This is a genomic window from Methanotorris formicicus Mc-S-70 (assembly GCF_000243455.1).
GTDB classification, from domain to species: Archaea; AGJL01; Methanococci; order Methanococcales; family Methanococcaceae; genus Methanotorris; species Methanotorris formicicus.
This window is the reverse complement of record NZ_AGJL01000004.1, coordinates 1-19,396: the sequence shown is the minus strand read 5'-3', so window position 1 is coordinate 19,396 and position 19,396 is coordinate 1. Positions and strand designations below refer to the sequence as shown.

The following is a 19,396-nucleotide window of genomic DNA, read 5'->3' as shown; positions in this document are numbered from 1 at the left end:
AAGTTGAAGGGAATTACTTATCATCAGAAAAGAGTAATATAGGATTTGTTAGGTTAATGGGAATGTTATTTAATTGCATCGAATACTTGGGCTACAAAAATGGAATATCATTTTATAAAGTCGTTAGAGAGTGTAGTAAAGAACTGATAAATAACGGATTATCGTAATCACACTGTCAGATGATTTAAACTTTGATAATTATGATAGAGAAGTTAAAAACTGGTTAAAATTGGGAAAAAGTTAAATTGTAGAGATTTGATTTTGATAACTTTTTGATTATGAAGATGTTATTGGGGAAGGAGATTTTAAAGTTAATGTTTTCCATTTTGGAAATGGGGTTTGTTTGGAAATAATTAAAAATTTTTTAAAGGGAGATTATGAGGATTGGTGTTGTTGTTCATGGGCCGGAAATAGTTGATAGTGGATATGCAAAGAAAATAATAGATTTGTTAAAGAATTTTGGAGATGTCAAGGCAAAACTCGGAGGAACTATGGGAAGGGTTGCAGTTATTGACAACAATTTGCAGGATGTTATTGATATTTCAGAAAAACTTATGCCTTCCCAATCCCTAAAAAAATTGGCGGATAATGACGTTTTGGTTTTGATGAATTATGGAAAGTCAAAAGAAACTGGGCATACATTTGGAAGGATTGTTGTTGAGAGGGCTAACATAAGTAAGGCAATAATCCAAATAGAGAGACCAGGGGAGAAAGATGGAACGATAATTGTTTGGAATAACAACAATAGCGAGGAAGTTAAAAAAATAGTTGATTTTTTATTAAATGCATTAAATTTAAAGGTTGAGAACTGTATAAGTGATGGGTTGAGTGTTTGGAGGGAAGGAAACAGGGTATTTAGAAGGGTTCATGGTGTTGATGAGGGAGAGGCAATAATGGTAAATGGGATTGTTGTTGGAAGGGCAAAGGATAAAGAAGTTGTTATTGTAGTAGAGGATGGGAAAATAGTTGATATTATAAATGGGGAGATAAAAGAGCATGGGGTTGAAAAATTAGGCAGAATTGATTTGGAAAAGGCGGTTATAAAAACTGGGCTATTGAGAAGACACCCATCTGCATTTAATCTTGAAGATTCTTATCCATCAAATAATGAGATTTTAAATAAGGGAGAGGTTGTTTTTATAAACCATGCAGGGGAGGATGTGTTGGAGAAGATTGGGAATAAGGATGTTTCAGTTGTAATAACTATTGGGGACGATACAACAACAATCTGCGGGGATATCTTAGCGAGGTTTGGAATTAGGATAATAGGAATTACTGATGGGGATAGGGATGAGATTTTAAAAAATCCTATTATTGCAGAGGGTTCTGTTATATTTTTAATTGAGAATATGAGGGATGATGATGTTGGAGAGTTGTTAATGAAGGTGTTTGAAGATAGAAGGACAGGGAGAATATCTTTTAGTGAATGTTTGGAAGTTGTTAAAGAAATTTTACATGAACATGAGGTTAAATATAAAGAGATAAAATAGAAAAGATGAGAGATATGATCGGAGTTCTTGCACATAAAAGAACCTATGAAAATGAATTGATTTTAGATACATTTAAAAAGAGAAATTTAAAGATAGATTTTGTTGATAGTAAAGAGGTTATTAATGGTGATGATTACCATTATGATCTAATATTATCAAGGGTTGAGAGGAGTTATTTATTTGAGGGCATATATGCATTGAAGTATTTTGAAAGTGAAGGACTAAATGTTATAAATAACTCGGAAACAGTTTATACATGCCAAAATAAATATCTAACCTATCTAAAACTAAAAAAATACATGCCAAAATCATTTCTAACTTACACAAATAACTTAGAGAAGATTTTAAATGCTATGGAAAAAAATAGTATAAATTTCCCAATAGTTATCAAACCAATATACGGTGGTTATGGGAATGGTATTGTAAAAGTAAGTAATATTTATGAGTTAAAAAATATTATCGAACTCCTTAGATTCCACAACAGGGAAATCTTTATCCAGGAATTTGTAAAATATGAGAGTGATGTCAGGGCATTTGTTGTTGGTGATGAGATTATTGGGACTATGGAAAGGATACCAAAAAATGATTGGAGGGCAAACTTTTCTCTTGGGGCAGATGTTAGGGAGTTTAATTTGAATAATGAGATGGAAGAGTTAATTTTAAGATGTGTTGAAAAAGTAGGGGCTGATATTGTTGGTGTTGATGTTTTGGTTTGTAGAGATAAATCTTACATATTAGAAATGAACATAACACCTCAATTTAGAGGGATGATGAAATTTGTTGATGTGCCTAATGCAATCGTTGATTTTTGTATTGATAAGATGAAAAAATAGAGGGAAATTATGATTAAAAAAATAAGGATGGAAGTTTCACCATTGGAAACTTATAGGAGTATTATTGGAGAAAATACATTTTTGTTAGAGTCTGCAGAGGGTGTTCCAAAAATAGCGAGATATTCAATATTGGGAAAGGCAGAAGGTAAAATAGAGTTTAAAGATGGGAAATTAAAAATTGAGGCGTTCACCGAATTTGGGGAAAAAATAAAGCATTTAGAAGGAAAATACAACTGCCCATTGGATGCTTTGAGGGAAGTGAGGAATGAGTATTTAAAGCACTTAAAACATATTGAGGAAATCCCATCCTATTTAAGGTTCAAAGGAGGGCTTGTTGGGTATCTATCTTATGATATAATAAGATATTGGATAGATTTGGATAAAATCCAACCAAGACCTATAAACGACTTAAACTTCCCAGATGCAGAATTTTTTATTGTTAAAGATTTTATTTCCTATGATTTAAAAGAAAAAACAATAAACTTGGTATCAGATAGCAAAGAAGGCATAGAAAAACTTGAAGATATCTTAAATAAGGCAAAAAATGAAGGATTTTGTAACTCTTCAATCCACTCTAAAAATGAAGATGAAAACACCGATATAAAAATAAAATCCAACTTTGAAAAAGAAGAATTTGAAGAGGCTGTTAGAAAGGCAAAGGAATACATCTATGCTGGAGACATATTCCAAGTGGTCTTATCAAGAAGGATGGAGGTTGATTTGAAAGGATATGATTTGTTTGAAATTTACAAGAAATTAAGGGAGATTAACCCATCCCCATACATGTATTATTTGGATTTTGGAGAGAGGAAGTTGATTGGTTCTTCTCCTGAAATTTTGGTTAAAACAGATATCAAGGATGGGAAGAGATATATAATTTCAAGACCTATTGCTGGAACAATTGGAAGGGGAAAGACGGAGGAAGAAGATAAAAAACTTGAAGAAATTCTCTTAAATGATGAAAAAGAAAGGGCAGAACATGTTATGCTTGTTGATTTGGCAAGAAATGATGTCGGAAAGGTTTCAAAGTTTGGAACAGTTGAAGTTGATGAATTTATGGTTATTGAAAAATACTCCCATGTTCAGCATATTGTAAGCAATGTTGTTGGGGAGTTGAAGGATAACTATGATTCCTTCTTGGCGGTTAAGGCAACATTCCCAGCAGGAACGTTAAGTGGTGCTCCAAAAGTTAGGGCAATGGAGATAATTGAGGAATTGGAAAAAACATACAGAGGATCTTATGGTGGAGGAATTGGTTATTTTGGATGGGATGATGTTATGGATTTAGCAATAACAATAAGAACTATTGAAGTTGTAAATGATAGGGGCTATATACAGGTTGGAGCAGGAGTTGTGGCAGATAGTGTTCCAGAGAAGGAATGGGAAGAAACCGAGAAAAAAGGTATGGCTATGGTAAGTACAATAAAATCCATAAAAAAATAATGCTAATAAATAGTGTGGATATTTCAGAGATGATTAAAGTTTTTTCTCCAATAATTCTATGATTTTGTCTAATTTTGCATTCATTTTTTCCATCTCTCCAAAAATTAATTTAATATATTTAACCCCTTCATCTAACTTTTTATTTAACTCGATTAAATCATCTGATGAAATCCTATTAATTCCTTCTGGGAATTCAATGTAGGTATCCAATTTCTTTTCTTCAATCTTCTCAATATTGATTAACTTATCTTCATTTTCCAACTCTTTTATGAATTCTATAAACAATTGCTTTTTTCTTTCGCTTGTAAAGTTTGCTAAAATCCTAACGGTTCCATCTTTATAATTATATACAACCCCGTCAATACCTAAAGCATGCCCCAAGTTTTCAATCCTCTCTCTAAAACCAACATGCTGAACTTTTCCATAAATCTTTAATTCATAAGTTGTAGGCATAATTCTCACCATTAAAATAATTTATCCATCTTAACTTATTAATCTTTTGAGATTTAAAAAATCTTTATTGTAGATTGTTGAGGATTTTTGTTTTATTTAAATCATAGGCACCTATATATTATCTAAATTTACCGATTCATATAAATTGATATAAACCTCTCTTATCAACTTAAATTTATCAATAATATTTTTATACTTCTCATAAATCCTCACAATCTTTCATTCCATAAATTTCCTAAAATTTCTAGTGCTGGTTTTTGTAGTTGGGTCTCTTCAAGCCCTTTCAACCCCAGTTTTTACTGCACTAACGATAAACACATAAGATATCCATAATTACTGTAAAAATAATTCCTCCAATAACCATTATGTGAGAACATCTATAAACCCCACACATTCTTTATTAATACATCAAATATTAATATTTAAAAATATAAAAATCTTTCTAAAAAAATAGATTTATCATCCAAGTAATGCCAAAAATAAATCCAATAGCCCCAATTAAGTGTTACCCACATAAAAGAATGAATATATCAAAATATTTACATGACTTCAATAGGGATTAACAATGCCATTCCTATTAAATCATCCTTACTAACTTTTCCATCAATCCCTGCAATGAACATTGCCCTATCTGCAGATCTCTCCATCTCAACCGGTACTGGGAATTCCTCACCTATTGCAATAATATGACCTACCCTATGTCTTGCATAAGGACATAACAAAATTAGATGCTTTGGAGGTATCTTTATCTCCTTTATTTTTATTGATTTTGCATCCCCTTGCTTAAATTCAACATCTTCATCAGCAACTATGGGGATGATTTTGCCCCCTTCTTTAAATTTGAAGTCATAGAGGTATTTTTTAGATTCTATCTCATGCTCTATTTTCCCTACTCTTCCAAGGATTCTAAACATAATTACCACCTAAATTTTTCATAAAACAAATAAAAATTAAGCAAAGTTATACCTCTTCCCCTGCTTCTCTTCTTTCAATCCTTGACTTAATAAGTTTCAATCTGAAGAAGTTCTCCCTCTCCATCTCATCCAATCTCATGGATATGTATTTTTTGGTTTCTTCCAATCTTGGAATGATAACATATTCAAGAGCATTTACCCTTCTTTTTGTTGTAATTATCTCCTCTGCAAGTAATTTTATTGAAGTTTCTATTTCAGCAAGTTCAACAATTAACTCCAGTGCCTCTTCAAATGCCTTTGCTGCCTCATCCAACTTTGAGTATGTATTGTAGATGCTGTATCCTCTTTCTGAGATATTTCTCCTAACGTTTTCAATCTCAAATACTGGAACTGTAACACCCATTATGTTTCTTGTATCTACATCTAAATCAATCTTATCATTTTTTGCTGCATAAGATGCCTCTTTAACTGACAAAATCCCCATAACTGCCTGAGCCATTATCAAATCCTTATATGCCTCTTCAAGACATTTGTTTACCTTCTCCCTAATCCCTGATGCCTGCTCAATGATGTCAAAAAACTCCATAATAAGAGCATCTCTCTTTTGCTTTAACAACTTGTGCCCTTTCTGAGCAAGTTTAATCTTATTTTTTAATTTCAACAATTCCATCCTTGTTGGGTTTACCTGTTGCATAACAATCCCTCAAAAAACTAACTTATTCTCAACAAAAACAAACATAAAGATTTTTAAATAAAAGAAAATTAATTATAGATTTATTTTCTGTATTTTGGATGGTACTTCTTAATTAACTCATCTGGAACTCTCTTCAACTCTTCCTCTGGTAAGATAGCCAATAACTCCCATGCTAAGTCAAGTGTTTCTTCAATTGCTCTATCTTCATCCCTTCCTTGCATGACGAATTTCTTCTCAAACTCATCAGCAAATCTTAAGTATGCCCTATCCCTGTCAGTTAATGCCTCTTCCCCAACGACAGCAACTAAATCTCTCAAACTTCTACCTTCTGCATATGCAGCGTAAACCTGGTTAATAACCTTTGAGTGATCATCTCTTGTTTTTCCTTCCCCAATACCGCTACCCATCAATCTTGATAATGACGGCAAGACATCAACAGGTGGGTAGATACCTTTTCTGTGCAACTCTCTTGAAAGAACGATCTGCCCCTCAGTGATATAACCAGTCAAGTCTGGAATTGGGTGGGTTATATCGTCGTGAGGCATTGTTAAGATTGGGATTTGGGTAATTGTTCCATTTCTTCCCCTAACTCTTCCTGCTCTTTCGTATAAGGTTGCCAAGTCAGTATACATGTAACCTGGGTAACCTCTTCTTCCAGGAACCTCGTTTCTTGCTGCTGCGATCTCCCTCAATGCTTCACAGTAGTTGGTCATATCTGTTAAGATAACGAGAACGTGCATATCCTTTTCATAAGCCAAGTACTCTGCAACAGTCAAAGCAATCCTTGGTGTTAAGATTCTTTCAATTGCTGGATCATCTGCAAGGTTGATGAAAACAACTGCTTTTTCCAATGCTCCTGTTTTTCTAAACTCTTCCATAAAGTAGTTTGCTTCCTCGTTTGTAATACCCATTGCAGCAAAGACAACTGCGAACTGTTCTCCTTCTCCTCTAACTTTTGCCTGTCTTGCAATTTGAGCAGCAAGTTGGTTGTGTGGCAAACCTGAACCAGAGAAGATAGGTAATTTTTGTCCCCTAACGAGTGTGTTCATACCATCAATTGTTGATATACCAGTTTGAATGAAGTCACTTGGGAATTTTCTTGAAACTGGGTTTAATGGGTAACCGTTGATATCCAATTTCTTCTCTGGAATAATTTCTGGACCGCCATCGATAGGCTTACCAGCACCGTTGAATATTCTACCGAGCATTTCCATTGATACTCCAATTTTTGCTGTTTCTCCTGTAAATCTTACTTTTGTTTGGTTTGTACTCAATCCTGTTGTTCCCTCGAATACCTGAACAACTGCAAGATTATCTCTTGCCTCTAAAACCTGCCCTGTTCTCTTCTCTCCATCGGGACAAACGACCTCAACAATTTCTCCATAAGATGCACCTTCAACTCCTTCAACAACCAACAATGGCCCTGCAATTCTTGAGATTGATGTGTATTCAACTGTTTTTGCAACTGCCATGGTAACCCTCCTTTATGATTTTTAAAAAGGAATTTAAATTAGTTATTTAATTTATTTAATTAATGCATTCATTTCTGCCTCAATCTTGTCCATAATTTCTTTTGCCTTTGTATTTACAAACTCTTCATGTGGGATGTATTTCATTCTTGCAATATCTCCCTTAACTGAAACTTTCATTATATCTGCTGGGTTGACACCTTTTGCAACTGCATCCAATGCTTTGTTATAGAATGTCATGATGGTTTTTAACATCAAGTATTGTTTCATTGGTGGACAGTATGTATCTACTTCATGGAACGCATCTTGTTGCAAGAAGTCCTCTCTAAGCATTCTTGCAACTTCTAAGATAACCCTTTCCCTATCTGGCAATGCATCAGGCCCAACCAATTGGACGATCTCTTGCAACTCTGCCTCTTTCTGCAAGAGGTTCATTGCCTCGTCTCTCAACTTCTTCCAATCTTCACCAGTGTTCTCCTTCCACCAACCTGCAATGTCACCAACATACAATGAGTAACTTTGCAACCAGTTGATTGCTGGGAAGTGTCTTCTCCTTGCCAAGTTTGCATCTAATGCCCAGAATACCTTAACAATCCTCAATGTGTTTGATGTAACTGGTTCTGAGAAGTCCCCACCTGGTGGTGAAACTGCCCCTACAATACAAACGAATCCTTGTCTATCATCTTGCCCTAATGTTACAACTCTTCCTGCCCTCTCATAGAACTGAGCCAATCTTGATGCAAGGTATGCTGGATAACCTTCTTCCCCTGGCATCTCCTCTAACCTACCAGAGATTTCCCTCATTGCCTCTGCCCATCTTGATGTTGAATCCGCTGTTAATAAAACCCCATATCCCATATCTCTGAAATATTCTGCAATTGTAATTCCTGTATAGACGGATGCTTCCCTTGCAGCAACAGGCATGTTTGATGTGTTTGCGATTAAAACTGTCCTATCCATCAATTTGTTTCCTGTTTTGATATCTTCTAAGTGTGGGAACTCTTCAATAACCTCTGTCATCTCGTTTCCTCTCTCCCCGCATCCAATGTAAACTACAACGTCAGCATCAGCCCATTTTGCCAATTGATGTTGTGTAACAGTCTTACCAGAACCGAATGGACCTGGAATTGCTGCTGTACCTCCTTTTGCCAAACCGAAGAATGTATCTTCAACTCTCTGCCCTGTTATTAATGGAATAACTGGTGGAAGTTTTTCTTTGTATGGTCTTGGTTTTCTTACTGGCCATTTTTGCATCAATGTTAATTCCTTCTCTTCTCCATCCTCTGTCTCAACAATAGCAACAGTTTCTTCAACGGTGAATTTACCTTCTTTTATTTCTTTTATTTTTCCTTTTATTCCAATTGGAACCATTATTTTGTGGACAATTGATGGGGTTTCTGGGACAGTTCCAATGATATCTCCCTCTTCAACATAGTCCCCAACTTTTACAGTTGGTGTAAAGTCCCATTTTATGTCCCTTGGCAATGCTGGAACATCAACCCCTCTTGGAATGAAAATTGAGCCTGTTTTATCTTCAATTGCTGTTAATGGTCTTTGAATACCATCATACATTGCCTTCATCATTCCTGGTCCAAGTTCAACTGATAATGGTGCTCCAGTACCTTCAACTGGTTCTCCCGGTTTTATACCTGCTGTTTCCTCATAAACCTGAATAACTGCCTTATCTCCTTGCAACTGGATAATCTCTCCAGTTAATTTTTCTTCTCCTACTTTAACGACCTCATACATCTGTGCTCCTTTCATACCTTCAGCAACGACGACAGGCCCTGCAATTTTAATAATCTTTCCAACGACCATATTTTCACCTCAGTCAAACAATTTTTATTTTTTTATTTCATCTCTACACCAACTGCTTTTCTTACAAGGATTCTTATTGGGTCGTGCTCCCTAACAATTGGACCGTTCTTATCTGGAATTTCCACAACAACTTTATCTATTGAATCAATAACATCCCTTATTTCTTCCCCAATTCTTTCAGTTGTTATTATTAATCCAATATCTTCCCTTTCGGATAATTCTTTTATTGCCTTTTCGGCTTCTTCTTTATTATTAACTTCATAAACATCAACTAAACCTGCCAATCTAAATCCAATGGCAGTATCTCTATCTCCAACAACACCAATTTTCATTTTCATCACTTTTGTAGTTTTTTCCTTAAAAATTTTTAGGAAATTAGGCAATTAGGGTTCTAATTTGATTTGATGAGAAATTCTCAATCTTCCCTTTTATGATTATCTTCAAGTTTCTAATCTCCAACTCTTTTGCAGTAATGAATCCAATGATTGGCCCTACTCCAAATGGTTTTCTTAATGATAATTTTTTACCCAATTCAACAAGATATTTGTCAAGAGCTTTTTCAAATGCATAGACAGATTTTGTTTTCTCATATTCTTCCATTGCATCTGCCAATATTTGAGCGTATGCAGTTCCTTCCAATGAACTTACAACTGCCTCAATGCTATCAGCATCTGCCAATTCCTTCAACTTCCAAGGAGCGAGTTCATATCCAATGTTTACAAGGTAATCTGAGAGAACATCTGATGGCAATTTGTCAACTTTTCCTCTTAATATTACCTTTATACTTTCAATATCAACCATTCTTCCAATGAATTCTTTGAAAAGGTCTTTTTCTTTACCTTCAATACCAACAGTCTTCCACAATTTTTCAAGTAAGTATTTGTCCAATGCCAATTCAAGTGGTAACAAGTTATTTGTTTGCTCAAATTTTGCTAAAGCCTCGTTTAAAACAGGAGCGTATTCAGTACCCTCTAAACCACTTACCACTTCATCCACACTTTTTGTTTCACTCAACTCCCTCAACTTATTAACTGGGATGGTTCCTAAAGGTATGAGTAATTTAAATGTTTCTTCTTCATCCAAACCAACGTATTTTGCTCTTAATAATGTTTTTATGTTCTTTATATCAAATTTTTTTGCCAATAAGTTTAATGTTTTCTTAGCCTCATCCGGGGAAATTGTCAATAATGTTTGATATACATCTGCAAGATGCATGTTTAATGCCTTTTCGATTGCAATTGGGTCATGTAATTCATTCATTACCTCACTAATATAAGGGCCGTATTCAGTGTCATCTAAGAACCCAATCAACTCATTTATTCCTCCTGCTTCAATTAACTCATCCAACTTATCTTTACTTAACAACCTTGCTTCCATACTTCTAATTCTCGCATTGGTGTATGCAAATGGGGCTAAATCAATGACGTACTTCAATATGTATATAATTATAACCAAAAATACAACAATACTCGCCAATATTAACAGTATCATAAATGTATCAAAGGGCATATTCATAAATTGGGCTATCGCCGTTATATCCATTGGAACCACCCCTCAACTCCAAAGGCAGCCTTGTGGCTGCATGTAAATGCTTTTCTATGCATTATACCACCTTAGAATAATATATCCGTGATTTTTGCCCTTATATTTTCCATATCTCTTTCAAATACAGCCTCCAAACTGTTGTTTAAAATCTTTAACCCATCTGCTGTACTTATTATGCATCCACCAATAATCTTTACAGGTTCTCCCTTCTTCAATATGGTAACTTTTCCTGCGGCTTCCTCTATTTCTTTTTCCAATTTCCAAAGTACTTCATCCTCAACTAAACCCATATCTCTCTCATTTAATTGAACAATTAACTCTCCTCCACCAAGGGAAACAGCTCCATTTTTAATCATTTTCTCCAATATTCCTTTGTATTCAGGTTTTTCTGGAAGTTTTGCTAAATCTTCTCTTAATTTTTCTATTGCCATTTCTATGATTTTCTCCTTCTCTTCTAAAATCATTCTCTTTGCTGTTAATTTAGCCTCTGCGATTATTCTGTTTTTTGTCATCTCTGCGTCCTTCTCCCCTTTCTTCAATATTGTATTTTTCCTTTTCTCAGCCTCTTCCTCTGCATTCTTTAAAATAACGCTTGCTTCTTCCTCTGCTTTTTTAATTATTTCATCTGCCTTCTTTTTTGCATCATCCATGATTTTGGATGTGATTTTTTCTACACCCATCCTTTCACCTAAAAATGTTTAATTGAAAATTTAAAGAATTTGTTTGAATATTTGTAGATATCCCTTCCACTCCATTTAAGAATTAATTTAGAATATTATTCCAAGCATGATTAAGATTGCGATCAACAAACCAAAGATTGCGAATGTCTCTGGCATAACTGCTAAAACAAGACCTTTACCCATAGCATCTGGGTCTCTTGCTGTTGCACCAATAGCCCCAGCAGCGGTAATCCCCTGACCAATACCAGAGAGACCTGCGAAACCAACTGCTAAACCAGCACCAAGTGCAGCAATTTCTTGTACTCCAGGACCACTGAAGACTCCAACCAACAACAAGATAGCAACTAACAAACCGTAAATTGCCTGTGTCTCTGGAAGAACTGAGAAGACCATTGCTTTACCAAATATACCCTCATCTTCAGCAACTGCTCCCAAACCTGCTGCTGATGCAATTCCCTGACCAATTGCAGATAGTCCTGCTAATCCTGTACCAATACCTGCTGCAAGCATTGCCCATGCAGGAGCACCGGTGAAAACGAAGAGAATTAAGATTGCAACTAAGAATCCGTACAAACCTTGTGTCTGTGGAAGTGCTTGGAAAACTATAGCGGTACCGAATTTGTTTGGATCTTCTGCAACAACACCAGCACCGCTTGCTCCAGTTATACCTGCACCAATACCAGAACCTAAACCAGCAATACCAACTGCTAAACCTGCTCCAATTGCTCCTAAGATTAATGGGTTCTCGAATACCATTCTTATCACCTCAATTTTTTAATGATTAAGAAGTATTTTAGATATTTAAAGGTTGATTATGGAGTGGTGAATTCCCTCTTTGCCTTGAATGGGCTAAACTTTTTACCTCCACCTTCATAGAATTGACCAAAGAACTCTACGTAGTGCAATCTCAGTGAGTGGATGAAGGAACCTAAACCATTCATCACAAAGTTGAATGTATGTCCCAATAATAGCATCAATATTGCCAATACTATACCAACCACTGGAACGCTATCTTGAAGGAGTTTTGACATAATGTTGACTGCCATTGCCAAACCACCAGTAGCAAGACACAAAGCCAAAAGCCTTGCGTAAGAGAGGACATTTCCTAAGAATCCTGTTATATCCATTGCTCCAAGGAGCGCGTCCATTATTCCTCCGTTCATAAAGCCCTTTATCATACATACCAACATTACCAATACAAAAGCCACTCCAATGATGGTTAAATTACCTATTGCAACTCCAACCACAATAGCCAATATCAAGAACAACCAAATTCCTTGGTTCAATATTGCATCTTTTTGGTTTCCTCTTTTGATGTTTTCAAGGAACCCAACAAGCAATCCGATGAACAAGTGCAATATACCAACAACTATGGAGAATATCAATATTGCCATTGGACCGTTGTTGACTGATATATTACCCATATTGAATAATGGATTTGCCTCACTTATGTATGCACTCTCTCCCAATGGGTTTACCAATGCCACACCTGCCTTATATATATCAAATCCAAGGAACTGGTACAAGAAGTCCCCCAAGTAACCTCCAGTCACTAAACCAGCAATAACTGTTGCAATACCTGCTAAAGTTAATATGTAACCTAAATTGTAAGCTCCTTCGCTAACTTTACCCATCTTCTTCCATAAGAACAAACCAGTTAATGTCAGCAAGAAACCATAAACAGCATCTGTAAGCATTATACCATAAAACATTAAGAATCCTGGAACAATCAACAATGTTGGGTCAACTTCGTTGTATTTTGGTGGAGCAAACATTTCTGTGAGCATCTCAAATGGCTTTATTGCTTTTGGATTGTCTAATAAAACAGGTATCTTCTCTTCTGGTTCATCCGGTTCTGCAATTTCAACAACTGCATATCCATCTGCTGCATTTTCAATAATTTCCTTCGCCTTCCCAGCATACTTTTGAGGAACCCATGCCTCAAGAACATAGGTTCTCTCTGTTCTTCCACATAAGGAGAATGCATCTCCTCTTTCTTTCTCAATCTCCAAGACCTCATAAACTGCAAGCAATTCTTCTTCCCACTTCTCAGCAAGTTTTCTCAGTTGACTGGTGGTATTTTCTATTTCACTCGTAATGTTGCTGAGTTCTTTTTCAATGTTTGAGAGGAGTTCTTTTGGTGTTCCTTCAACATTACTTATATCAAACCTTTCAAATCCAAGTTTTCTCAACTCTGCTCCAACACTGTCCATATACTCTTTCAACACTGCAATAATTACTGGGACTTTTTCCCCTTCTTCACCTACAACAACATTACCTTTAACAATTTCACAGTATCCATCTGTAACATCATCTAAGGATTTTTCTAATTCATTCAACTTCTCTTTTGAGGTTAATCCAGATACGATATATACAAATTCACCAACACCAAGATGTCTCAAATCAATGTCAAAATCCTGCAAGTATTTTATCTGCTCTTTCAACAAGTTCAATTCAGTCTTTCTGTTTTCTAATTTTGTCAATTTTGCTGATGGTTCGCTAACTTCCTTATCAACATCACTCAAAACTTTTTCTGCATAGGAGATTGCTTCCTCTGCTGATGAAAATGACATTCTCTTCTTTTTTGGTGGTTGTGGGTTCAATAGTTCTTTAATGCTGCTTTTTCCTTCTTCTTTTACGTTTTTGAATAAATCAAGAATTCTTCCTACCTTTATCATCAATGTTGCTATTTGCCTTGTGTACTCTGCTGATGTTGCTGGAGATAAAAATGCCCTCCACTCTGGACTTTCAAGTTTTGCACTCATGTCATAGAGTTCAACTAATCCACTTTCATGAAGATTCCTTATAACACTATCCATCTTTTCATCCAAAATCACCGCTCTTATTTTGTTCATTCTTGCGGGTCTCACTAAAACCACCTTCAACATTTTGAACTATGAAAACATTAATTAAAATTCAATAACTTCCTCTAATTTGAGAGACAATACCTTAACCTTTGCAACTGAAACTATATCTTTAACATCTGCCTTAGCTTTTGAGATGATTTCTTCTGCTTCTTTTTTAGCCTCTTCTTCTGCATTTTTGATGAGTTCTTCAACTTTTGCTTGAGCTTCTTCTTCTGCCTTTTTAATTAACTCCTTACCTTTTTCTATCGCTTCTAACTTTATCTCTTCTGCTCTCTTTTTAGCATTCTCTATCTCTTTTATTGCGTTTTCTTCTACCTGCTTTATTTGTTTGATAGCATCTACGGCAATCACATGGATACCTCCTTTTGAAAATTGATAGATTATTCAAATTCAATTCATATATAAACTTTATTATTTGCGACTATTTGTCATTATTTATCATTTACTAATTTGGAACTTGGAAAATACTCAAAATTAATTTAACAGTAAGCAAATTATAAAATAACTTATAGCTATACTAATATCATCCATTATTATTGTTGATAGCCAAATGTGGTGTTTATATAAGTTGAGATTACTGCTGGAATAGAAGCTATTGCAGTGCAGGTTTCAAGGGAAACACCTTTTCCAGTAATGTCTAAGTGATACTCCCCCATCTTCACAATATCTTTTGGCAATCCATGCCTTCCAAGTCCAACCAAAATACCGCATGGCTTTTTTGTTAGCAAATCAACAACATCCATTGGTGTTATTGCCTTCTTTTTGTCTGGTTTTGATGTTGCTATTATCGGTATTCCTAATTGGGGTAAATACTTATCAATAATCAAAAATCTATTTTTCTCAACCAATTTACGCAAATATTCCCCGGAGTTTCCAATTGTCGTCTCTATTGATAATATATCTTCCTTTTTACAAGGAAATTCCATAATGGCAAGATTGCAATCAAATGCATAACAGATAGGAGCTGCCCTTGCAATTGCCCTTTTATGTGCCTCATGCCATCTATTTTTGTCATAGGAATTGTACAATATCAAAGTCATTCGTTTTAAATTTTTCTTTTGCATAAAATCACCCCTAAAACCTAGAAACTATTTAAAAATATGGAATTACAGCAAATTAAAAAACTTAAATATAACAGTATAAAAAATAATATAAAAAGCGATAAAAAACCCTGGCATTATGAATATAATAAATTTATTGATTTCTGCAAAAGCAACAATATAAGTTATATTTTTATTTCAAAAAATCTTAGAATATTTATTAGGTAGTTTATTCATAGCAATTAAGAGAAGATTAGAAAGAAAGTAAAGTGGGAATATGTTCAGCATAAGAAAAATAATAACAATCTCTGATTATGTTACAATGGCAAATATCATATTTGGACTTTTAGCGATATTGTTGCATGATTTTAGGTTTATCTACCTATCAATCATATTTGATGCATTAGATGGTTTTGTTGCAAGGAAAACAAATACTGTCTCTGATTTTGGGGCTGAGTTAGATAGTATTTGCGATGTTGTAAGTTTTGGTGTTGCCCCTGCATATTTACTTTATTATAATTTTGAAAGTAACTTTGCCTTAATCTCTGCGTTGATTTTTGCTCTATGTGGGGCTTTGAGGTTGGCGAGGTTTGGAATATTGAATGTCAAGCATTTTGTTGGCTTACCTATCCCTGCAGGATCTTTGGTTTTGGCATCATTTTGCGAGGTTTTGGATAGTGGGACTTTAATTTCAATTATTGCAATAGTTGTTGGATTGTTGATGATTAGCGATATAGGTTATCCAAAATATCCACATAAGGTATTGATTGGAATATTCTTTATATCCTTAGTATTGGCAATGTGGGGCTTTGTATATCCTGTGTTGTTGTGTGGGGTTGGTTATGTATTGTATGGGATTTTTAAAACAATTAAAGCGAAATAGGGAAACCATGCTTAAAATTAAAGGGTATAATGAAATTATAAAAAACATTTTAAATGATGAAATCCTTAAAAAACTTATAGAGGAAGGAATAATTTTTAAAGAGGTTGTTGGTAAGGGACATAGAGGGGTTGTTTTAAGAGGTAACTTTAAAGGAAAAGATGTAGCAATAAAAATACCAAGGAAAGACACTCCAAAAAATAGCACGCTCCATGAAGGGAAGATGTTAGAAATCGTTAACAAATTAGGCATTGGACCAAAAGTTTATGAATATGGCAATGATTATTTAATAACGGAGTTTATTGATGGCATGGCATTGAAGTACTATGTTGAAAACCTAACAAAAGATGATAAAGAGAAACTACTAAATATCATAGAAGAAATTTTTAGGCAGTGTATTAGGTTGGATTCGATTGGCATAGATCACGGAGAGATTCAAGGGGGAAAGCACATCCTTATTTCAGAAAATAGGGTATGTATTATTGATTTTGATAAAGCGGATATAAGGATTCCAAAAAATCTTACAAGTGCAATATCTTTATTGTTTGGAGAAAGTCCCCCGTCAAAAAAAATTAAGGAAATCTTGGAAGTTTCTGAGGAAGAGGTTATGATGTTGAGAAGGTTTGCAAAGATGTATAAGAAGAAACTTAAAAAATGAGTGTATAATATTTTAATATAAAACAAATTGGAGGGTTATCCATGATAAAGATTATAGAAAGAAAAATAAAAGACGTTGAAGCGTTAGAAAATGCCATTCTTGTAGAAGGTCTTCCAGGTATTGGGCACGTTGGAAGGATTGCAGCAGAGCACATTGTCCGTGAATTTAAGGGGGAGAAGTTTTTGGAGTTGTATTGCTATGATTTCCCACCACAAGTTTTAGTAAATGAGAATGGAACTGTTGAGTTTATGAACAATGAGTTTTACATAGTAAGGGAGCCAGTTCAAATGATTGTTGTTTTAGGAAATACTCAGGCATTATCTCCAATAGGACAATACTACCTTGCAGAAAAACTTGTTGAGGTTGGAATTAAATATGGGGCTAAGATGACATACACATTAGGAGGATTTGGCGTTGGGAAAATAACTGATGTTCCAAAGGTCTACGCTGCAGCAACATCAGAGGAACTTGCCAATAAGTTAAAGGAATATGGTGTTGAATTTAGAAAGGATGGTGGTGGAATTGTTGGTGCTGCTGGACTAATGCTGACATTCTCAAAATTGAATGGTATTGAAGGGGTTTGTTTGATGGGGGAAACTCCAGGATATTTGGTTGATCCAAAATCAGCAAGAGCAGTTTTAGAAAAATTCTCAAAGATAGTTGGGTTTGAGATTGATATGAAGGAGTTAGAAGAGAGAGCAAAAGACATGGAAAAATTCCTTGAAAAGATTAGGAAGTTTGAAGAAGAGGTTATGATGCAACAACAACCAAAACCACCAAGTGATGAAGATTTAAGGTATATTGGATAAAATTTATTTTTTAATAATTTTTAGCAGTAATTTACCGAAATCTGTTATTTTTACAAGTGCATGGTCTTTTTCAACGAACCCATATTGAAGTAGTGGCTCTATTCTATCGTATGCCGTTCTTCTGTGTATTCCCAAGGCCTTTGCAAGTTCTTCTATTTTTGTAGAACCACCTAATTCATTGATTTTTAGAATGGTTTCTTTTGTTGCGGGATATTTTGTAATCATGTGGATTCCTTCTTTTGCACTGATTGATGCTAAATCAGGGACAAGAGAACACATTGAAACTGTATAGTTGTAGTAGTTTTTCAATACCACTTCTCCATATGTGGTAAATCCAAAGATTGGGTTTAGAGGACATGATTTCAAACATTTCTCAACAGATTCTTTTGATATTTCCGTTAGATATGAAGATATGCAGCAAAATGTTACAGAAGGGGGATAATTTGGAGGGGCGTTATTTATTAATTTTACCGATTTCTCAAAAAAGTTTTCAATACTCTCTTCGTTAATACTGAATAAACTTAGTTCATTACCCCCCATAACATTTGAACCAAAAACCAAAACACCATTTTTTATAAATATAGGACCTTTTAAGTAAATCTCTCCATTTGAATCAGTCACTCCAAAGGCATTGGATAGGTAAAATTTCTTATCGTTTTCAAGATTTTGGTTTGAACCTCTGAAGTTAGTGATATTTTTGTAGTATTCTATAGCATTAACTCCATTTAACTCATAAACATACCTCTTGTTGGTTTCGGTTATGGTAATTTTTTTATTTGAATCCAAATTTTCATCAGTTATCTTCCCAACAGATATTTTTGGTACTATATCTCCCCCAAAGGCAACACATACAACACTGTCAATATAAACGTCATTGCAATATTGATAGGTTTTTTTAAATTCAAAGTTATCGGATGTTACCCCTCCAAAAATAGGGATTGTAAAGCCTAACACATCAACAATTCCATTTATTATTTCTTCTTCAAACTTACAGTAGTCCATAAAAACCATAACCATCCTTGGCAACATTCCTAAATTCTTTATTGCATCATGTACTGCCTTTCTTCCACACTCCCTTGGATTTATAGATGCACCCAACGCTACACCAAGACCTACATGGAAGTATTTTGATGCCAAAATACCAACAACAACCCCATCTTCAATTAAATTTCCATCCACTATACCAAATTTTGAACTTCCCCCTATTATGGGTATTTTATTTCCCAAAATAAGTTTTACACCATTTAAAACCTCTTCTGGGTCGTAATCTGGGGAAGAGTATAGAAATACTATGTTTATATTTTCTAAAGATGTATCTAAATATTTCAATGCATTGGATGTAGCATAAGCCCCAGCCTTTAGAGGATTTTCGTCATTTGAGATTCCGTAACTAAATTCAATGAACTTCACATTAACACCAAACCCGGTGTTTTTATATTTAAAGATATGTATTTTTAAATTCTTAAGTGATTAGTCATTATAACAACTACATGATAACATTAACATTATCATTTATATCTATTAAGTTTATTATAGTTATCCCAGAATTTTTAACATTAATTGGACATCATACTAACCTACAGAAAAATTAATAACATAGTTACAACAATATAATATTTATAAAAATAACGAGATAACAGTATCTCCGAACATCATACTAACTAATAGAAAACTTAATATTTGGTAATATCGAATAGTTAATATCAAAAAAATATGGAGGTGAAATCATGAAGGGGATAAAACACACAATAATAAAATCCTTTAACGAATTTAACAGTTTTGTTGGTAAGGCTTTACAAATTA

Annotated in this window: 19 protein-coding genes; 6 read left to right on the top strand and 13 right to left on the bottom strand. The window is 34.5% G+C overall.

The window, feature by feature from the left end; genetic code table 11:
• Window positions 1-377 precede the first annotated feature (377 nt).
• Genes METFODRAFT_RS01295 through trpE form a run of 3 tightly spaced genes read left to right on the top strand, consistent with a single transcriptional unit; the run spans window position 378 to window position 3,766 of the window.
• A complete protein-coding gene (locus METFODRAFT_RS01295; protein WP_007043713.1) occupies window positions 378-1,490 on the top strand; it encodes a DUF2117 family protein in 1,113 nt (370 codons plus the stop codon).
• A gap of 14 nt (window positions 1,491-1,504) precedes the next feature.
• Window positions 1,505-2,323: an ATP-grasp domain-containing protein gene (locus tag METFODRAFT_RS01290; protein WP_007043712.1), complete on the top strand. Its 819-nt coding sequence runs from the start codon at window positions 1,505-1,507 to the stop codon at window positions 2,321-2,323.
• A 9-nt stretch (window positions 2,324-2,332) separates the two neighbouring features.
• Entirely contained in the window at window positions 2,333-3,766 is a 1,434-nt protein-coding gene (gene trpE, locus METFODRAFT_RS01285; protein ID WP_007043711.1) for an anthranilate synthase component I, read from the top strand.
• Between the two features lie 33 nt (window positions 3,767-3,799).
• Here the strand turns inward: trpE and METFODRAFT_RS01280 are convergent, their stop codons facing one another.
• From METFODRAFT_RS01280 to METFODRAFT_RS01225, 12 genes are all read right to left on the bottom strand, one after another.
• Window positions 3,800-4,219, bottom strand: a complete 420-nt coding sequence (locus METFODRAFT_RS01280; protein WP_007043710.1) for an acylphosphatase — start codon at window positions 4,217-4,219, stop codon at window positions 3,800-3,802.
• A gap of 539 nt (window positions 4,220-4,758) precedes the next feature.
• Entirely contained in the window at window positions 4,759-5,133 is a 375-nt protein-coding gene (locus tag METFODRAFT_RS01275) for a DUF22 domain-containing protein (RefSeq protein ID WP_007043709.1), read from the bottom strand.
• 46 nt (window positions 5,134-5,179) lie between these two features.
• Entirely contained in the window at window positions 5,180-5,827 is a 648-nt protein-coding gene (locus tag METFODRAFT_RS01270; RefSeq protein WP_007043708.1) for a V-type ATP synthase subunit D, read from the bottom strand.
• Between the two features lie 80 nt (window positions 5,828-5,907).
• Window positions 5,908-7,299: an ATP synthase subunit B gene (locus METFODRAFT_RS01265; RefSeq protein WP_007043707.1), complete on the bottom strand. Its 1,392-nt coding sequence runs from the start codon at window positions 7,297-7,299 to the stop codon at window positions 5,908-5,910.
• A 51-nt stretch (window positions 7,300-7,350) separates the two neighbouring features.
• Complete coding sequence (locus METFODRAFT_RS01260; protein ID WP_007043706.1) at window positions 7,351-9,114, bottom strand: ATP synthase subunit A; 1,764 nt, start codon at window positions 9,112-9,114, stop codon at window positions 7,351-7,353.
• Between the two features lie 32 nt (window positions 9,115-9,146).
• A complete protein-coding gene (locus METFODRAFT_RS01255) occupies window positions 9,147-9,446 on the bottom strand; it encodes a V-type ATP synthase subunit F (RefSeq protein ID WP_007043705.1) in 300 nt (99 codons plus the stop codon).
• Window positions 9,447-9,489: 43 nt separating this feature from the next.
• On the bottom strand, window positions 9,490-10,656 hold the full coding sequence (locus METFODRAFT_RS01250) for a V-type ATP synthase subunit C (protein WP_007043704.1): 1,167 nt from the start codon (window positions 10,654-10,656) through the stop codon (window positions 9,490-9,492).
• A gap of 71 nt (window positions 10,657-10,727) precedes the next feature.
• The gene (locus tag METFODRAFT_RS01245) at window positions 10,728-11,339 is read right to left on the bottom strand and encodes a V-type proton ATPase subunit E (protein ID WP_007043703.1); all 612 of its coding nucleotides are present in this window, start codon (window positions 11,337-11,339) and stop codon (window positions 10,728-10,730) included.
• An 87-nt stretch (window positions 11,340-11,426) separates the two neighbouring features.
• On the bottom strand, window positions 11,427-12,095 hold the full coding sequence (locus tag METFODRAFT_RS01240; protein WP_007043702.1) for an ATP synthase subunit K: 669 nt from the start codon (window positions 12,093-12,095) through the stop codon (window positions 11,427-11,429).
• Between the two features lie 56 nt (window positions 12,096-12,151).
• Window positions 12,152-14,227, bottom strand: a complete 2,076-nt coding sequence (locus METFODRAFT_RS01235) for a V-type ATP synthase subunit I (RefSeq protein ID WP_007043701.1) — start codon at window positions 14,225-14,227, stop codon at window positions 12,152-12,154.
• 21 nt (window positions 14,228-14,248) lie between these two features.
• Entirely contained in the window at window positions 14,249-14,557 is a 309-nt protein-coding gene (gene ahaH, locus METFODRAFT_RS01230) for an ATP synthase archaeal subunit H (RefSeq protein ID WP_007043700.1), read from the bottom strand.
• A 182-nt stretch (window positions 14,558-14,739) separates the two neighbouring features.
• Window positions 14,740-15,270 carry a DUF531 domain-containing protein gene (locus tag METFODRAFT_RS01225; RefSeq protein WP_007043699.1) on the bottom strand — a complete coding sequence of 177 codons (531 nt, stop codon included), beginning with the start codon at window positions 15,268-15,270 and terminating at the stop codon, window positions 14,740-14,742.
• A gap of 253 nt (window positions 15,271-15,523) precedes the next feature.
• Between METFODRAFT_RS01225 and pssA the strand changes: the two genes are divergently transcribed.
• The 3 genes from pssA to METFODRAFT_RS01210 are packed head-to-tail and all read left to right on the top strand — an operon-like array spanning window position 15,524 to window position 17,593.
• Window positions 15,524-16,129: a CDP-diacylglycerol--serine O-phosphatidyltransferase gene (pssA, locus tag METFODRAFT_RS01220; protein WP_007043698.1), complete on the top strand. Its 606-nt coding sequence runs from the start codon at window positions 15,524-15,526 to the stop codon at window positions 16,127-16,129.
• Between the two features lie 7 nt (window positions 16,130-16,136).
• Window positions 16,137-16,784, top strand: coding sequence for a protein kinase (locus METFODRAFT_RS01215; RefSeq protein ID WP_007043697.1), 648 nt, complete (start codon window positions 16,137-16,139; stop codon window positions 16,782-16,784).
• 41 nt (window positions 16,785-16,825) lie between these two features.
• Complete coding sequence (locus METFODRAFT_RS01210; protein ID WP_007043696.1) at window positions 16,826-17,593, top strand: proteasome assembly chaperone family protein; 768 nt, start codon at window positions 16,826-16,828, stop codon at window positions 17,591-17,593.
• Window positions 17,594-17,596: 3 nt separating this feature from the next.
• Here the strand turns inward: METFODRAFT_RS01210 and METFODRAFT_RS01205 are convergent, their stop codons facing one another.
• Complete coding sequence (locus tag METFODRAFT_RS01205; protein ID WP_007043695.1) at window positions 17,597-19,003, bottom strand: FIST signal transduction protein; 1,407 nt, start codon at window positions 19,001-19,003, stop codon at window positions 17,597-17,599.
• Between the last annotated feature and the right edge of the window lie 393 nt (window positions 19,004-19,396).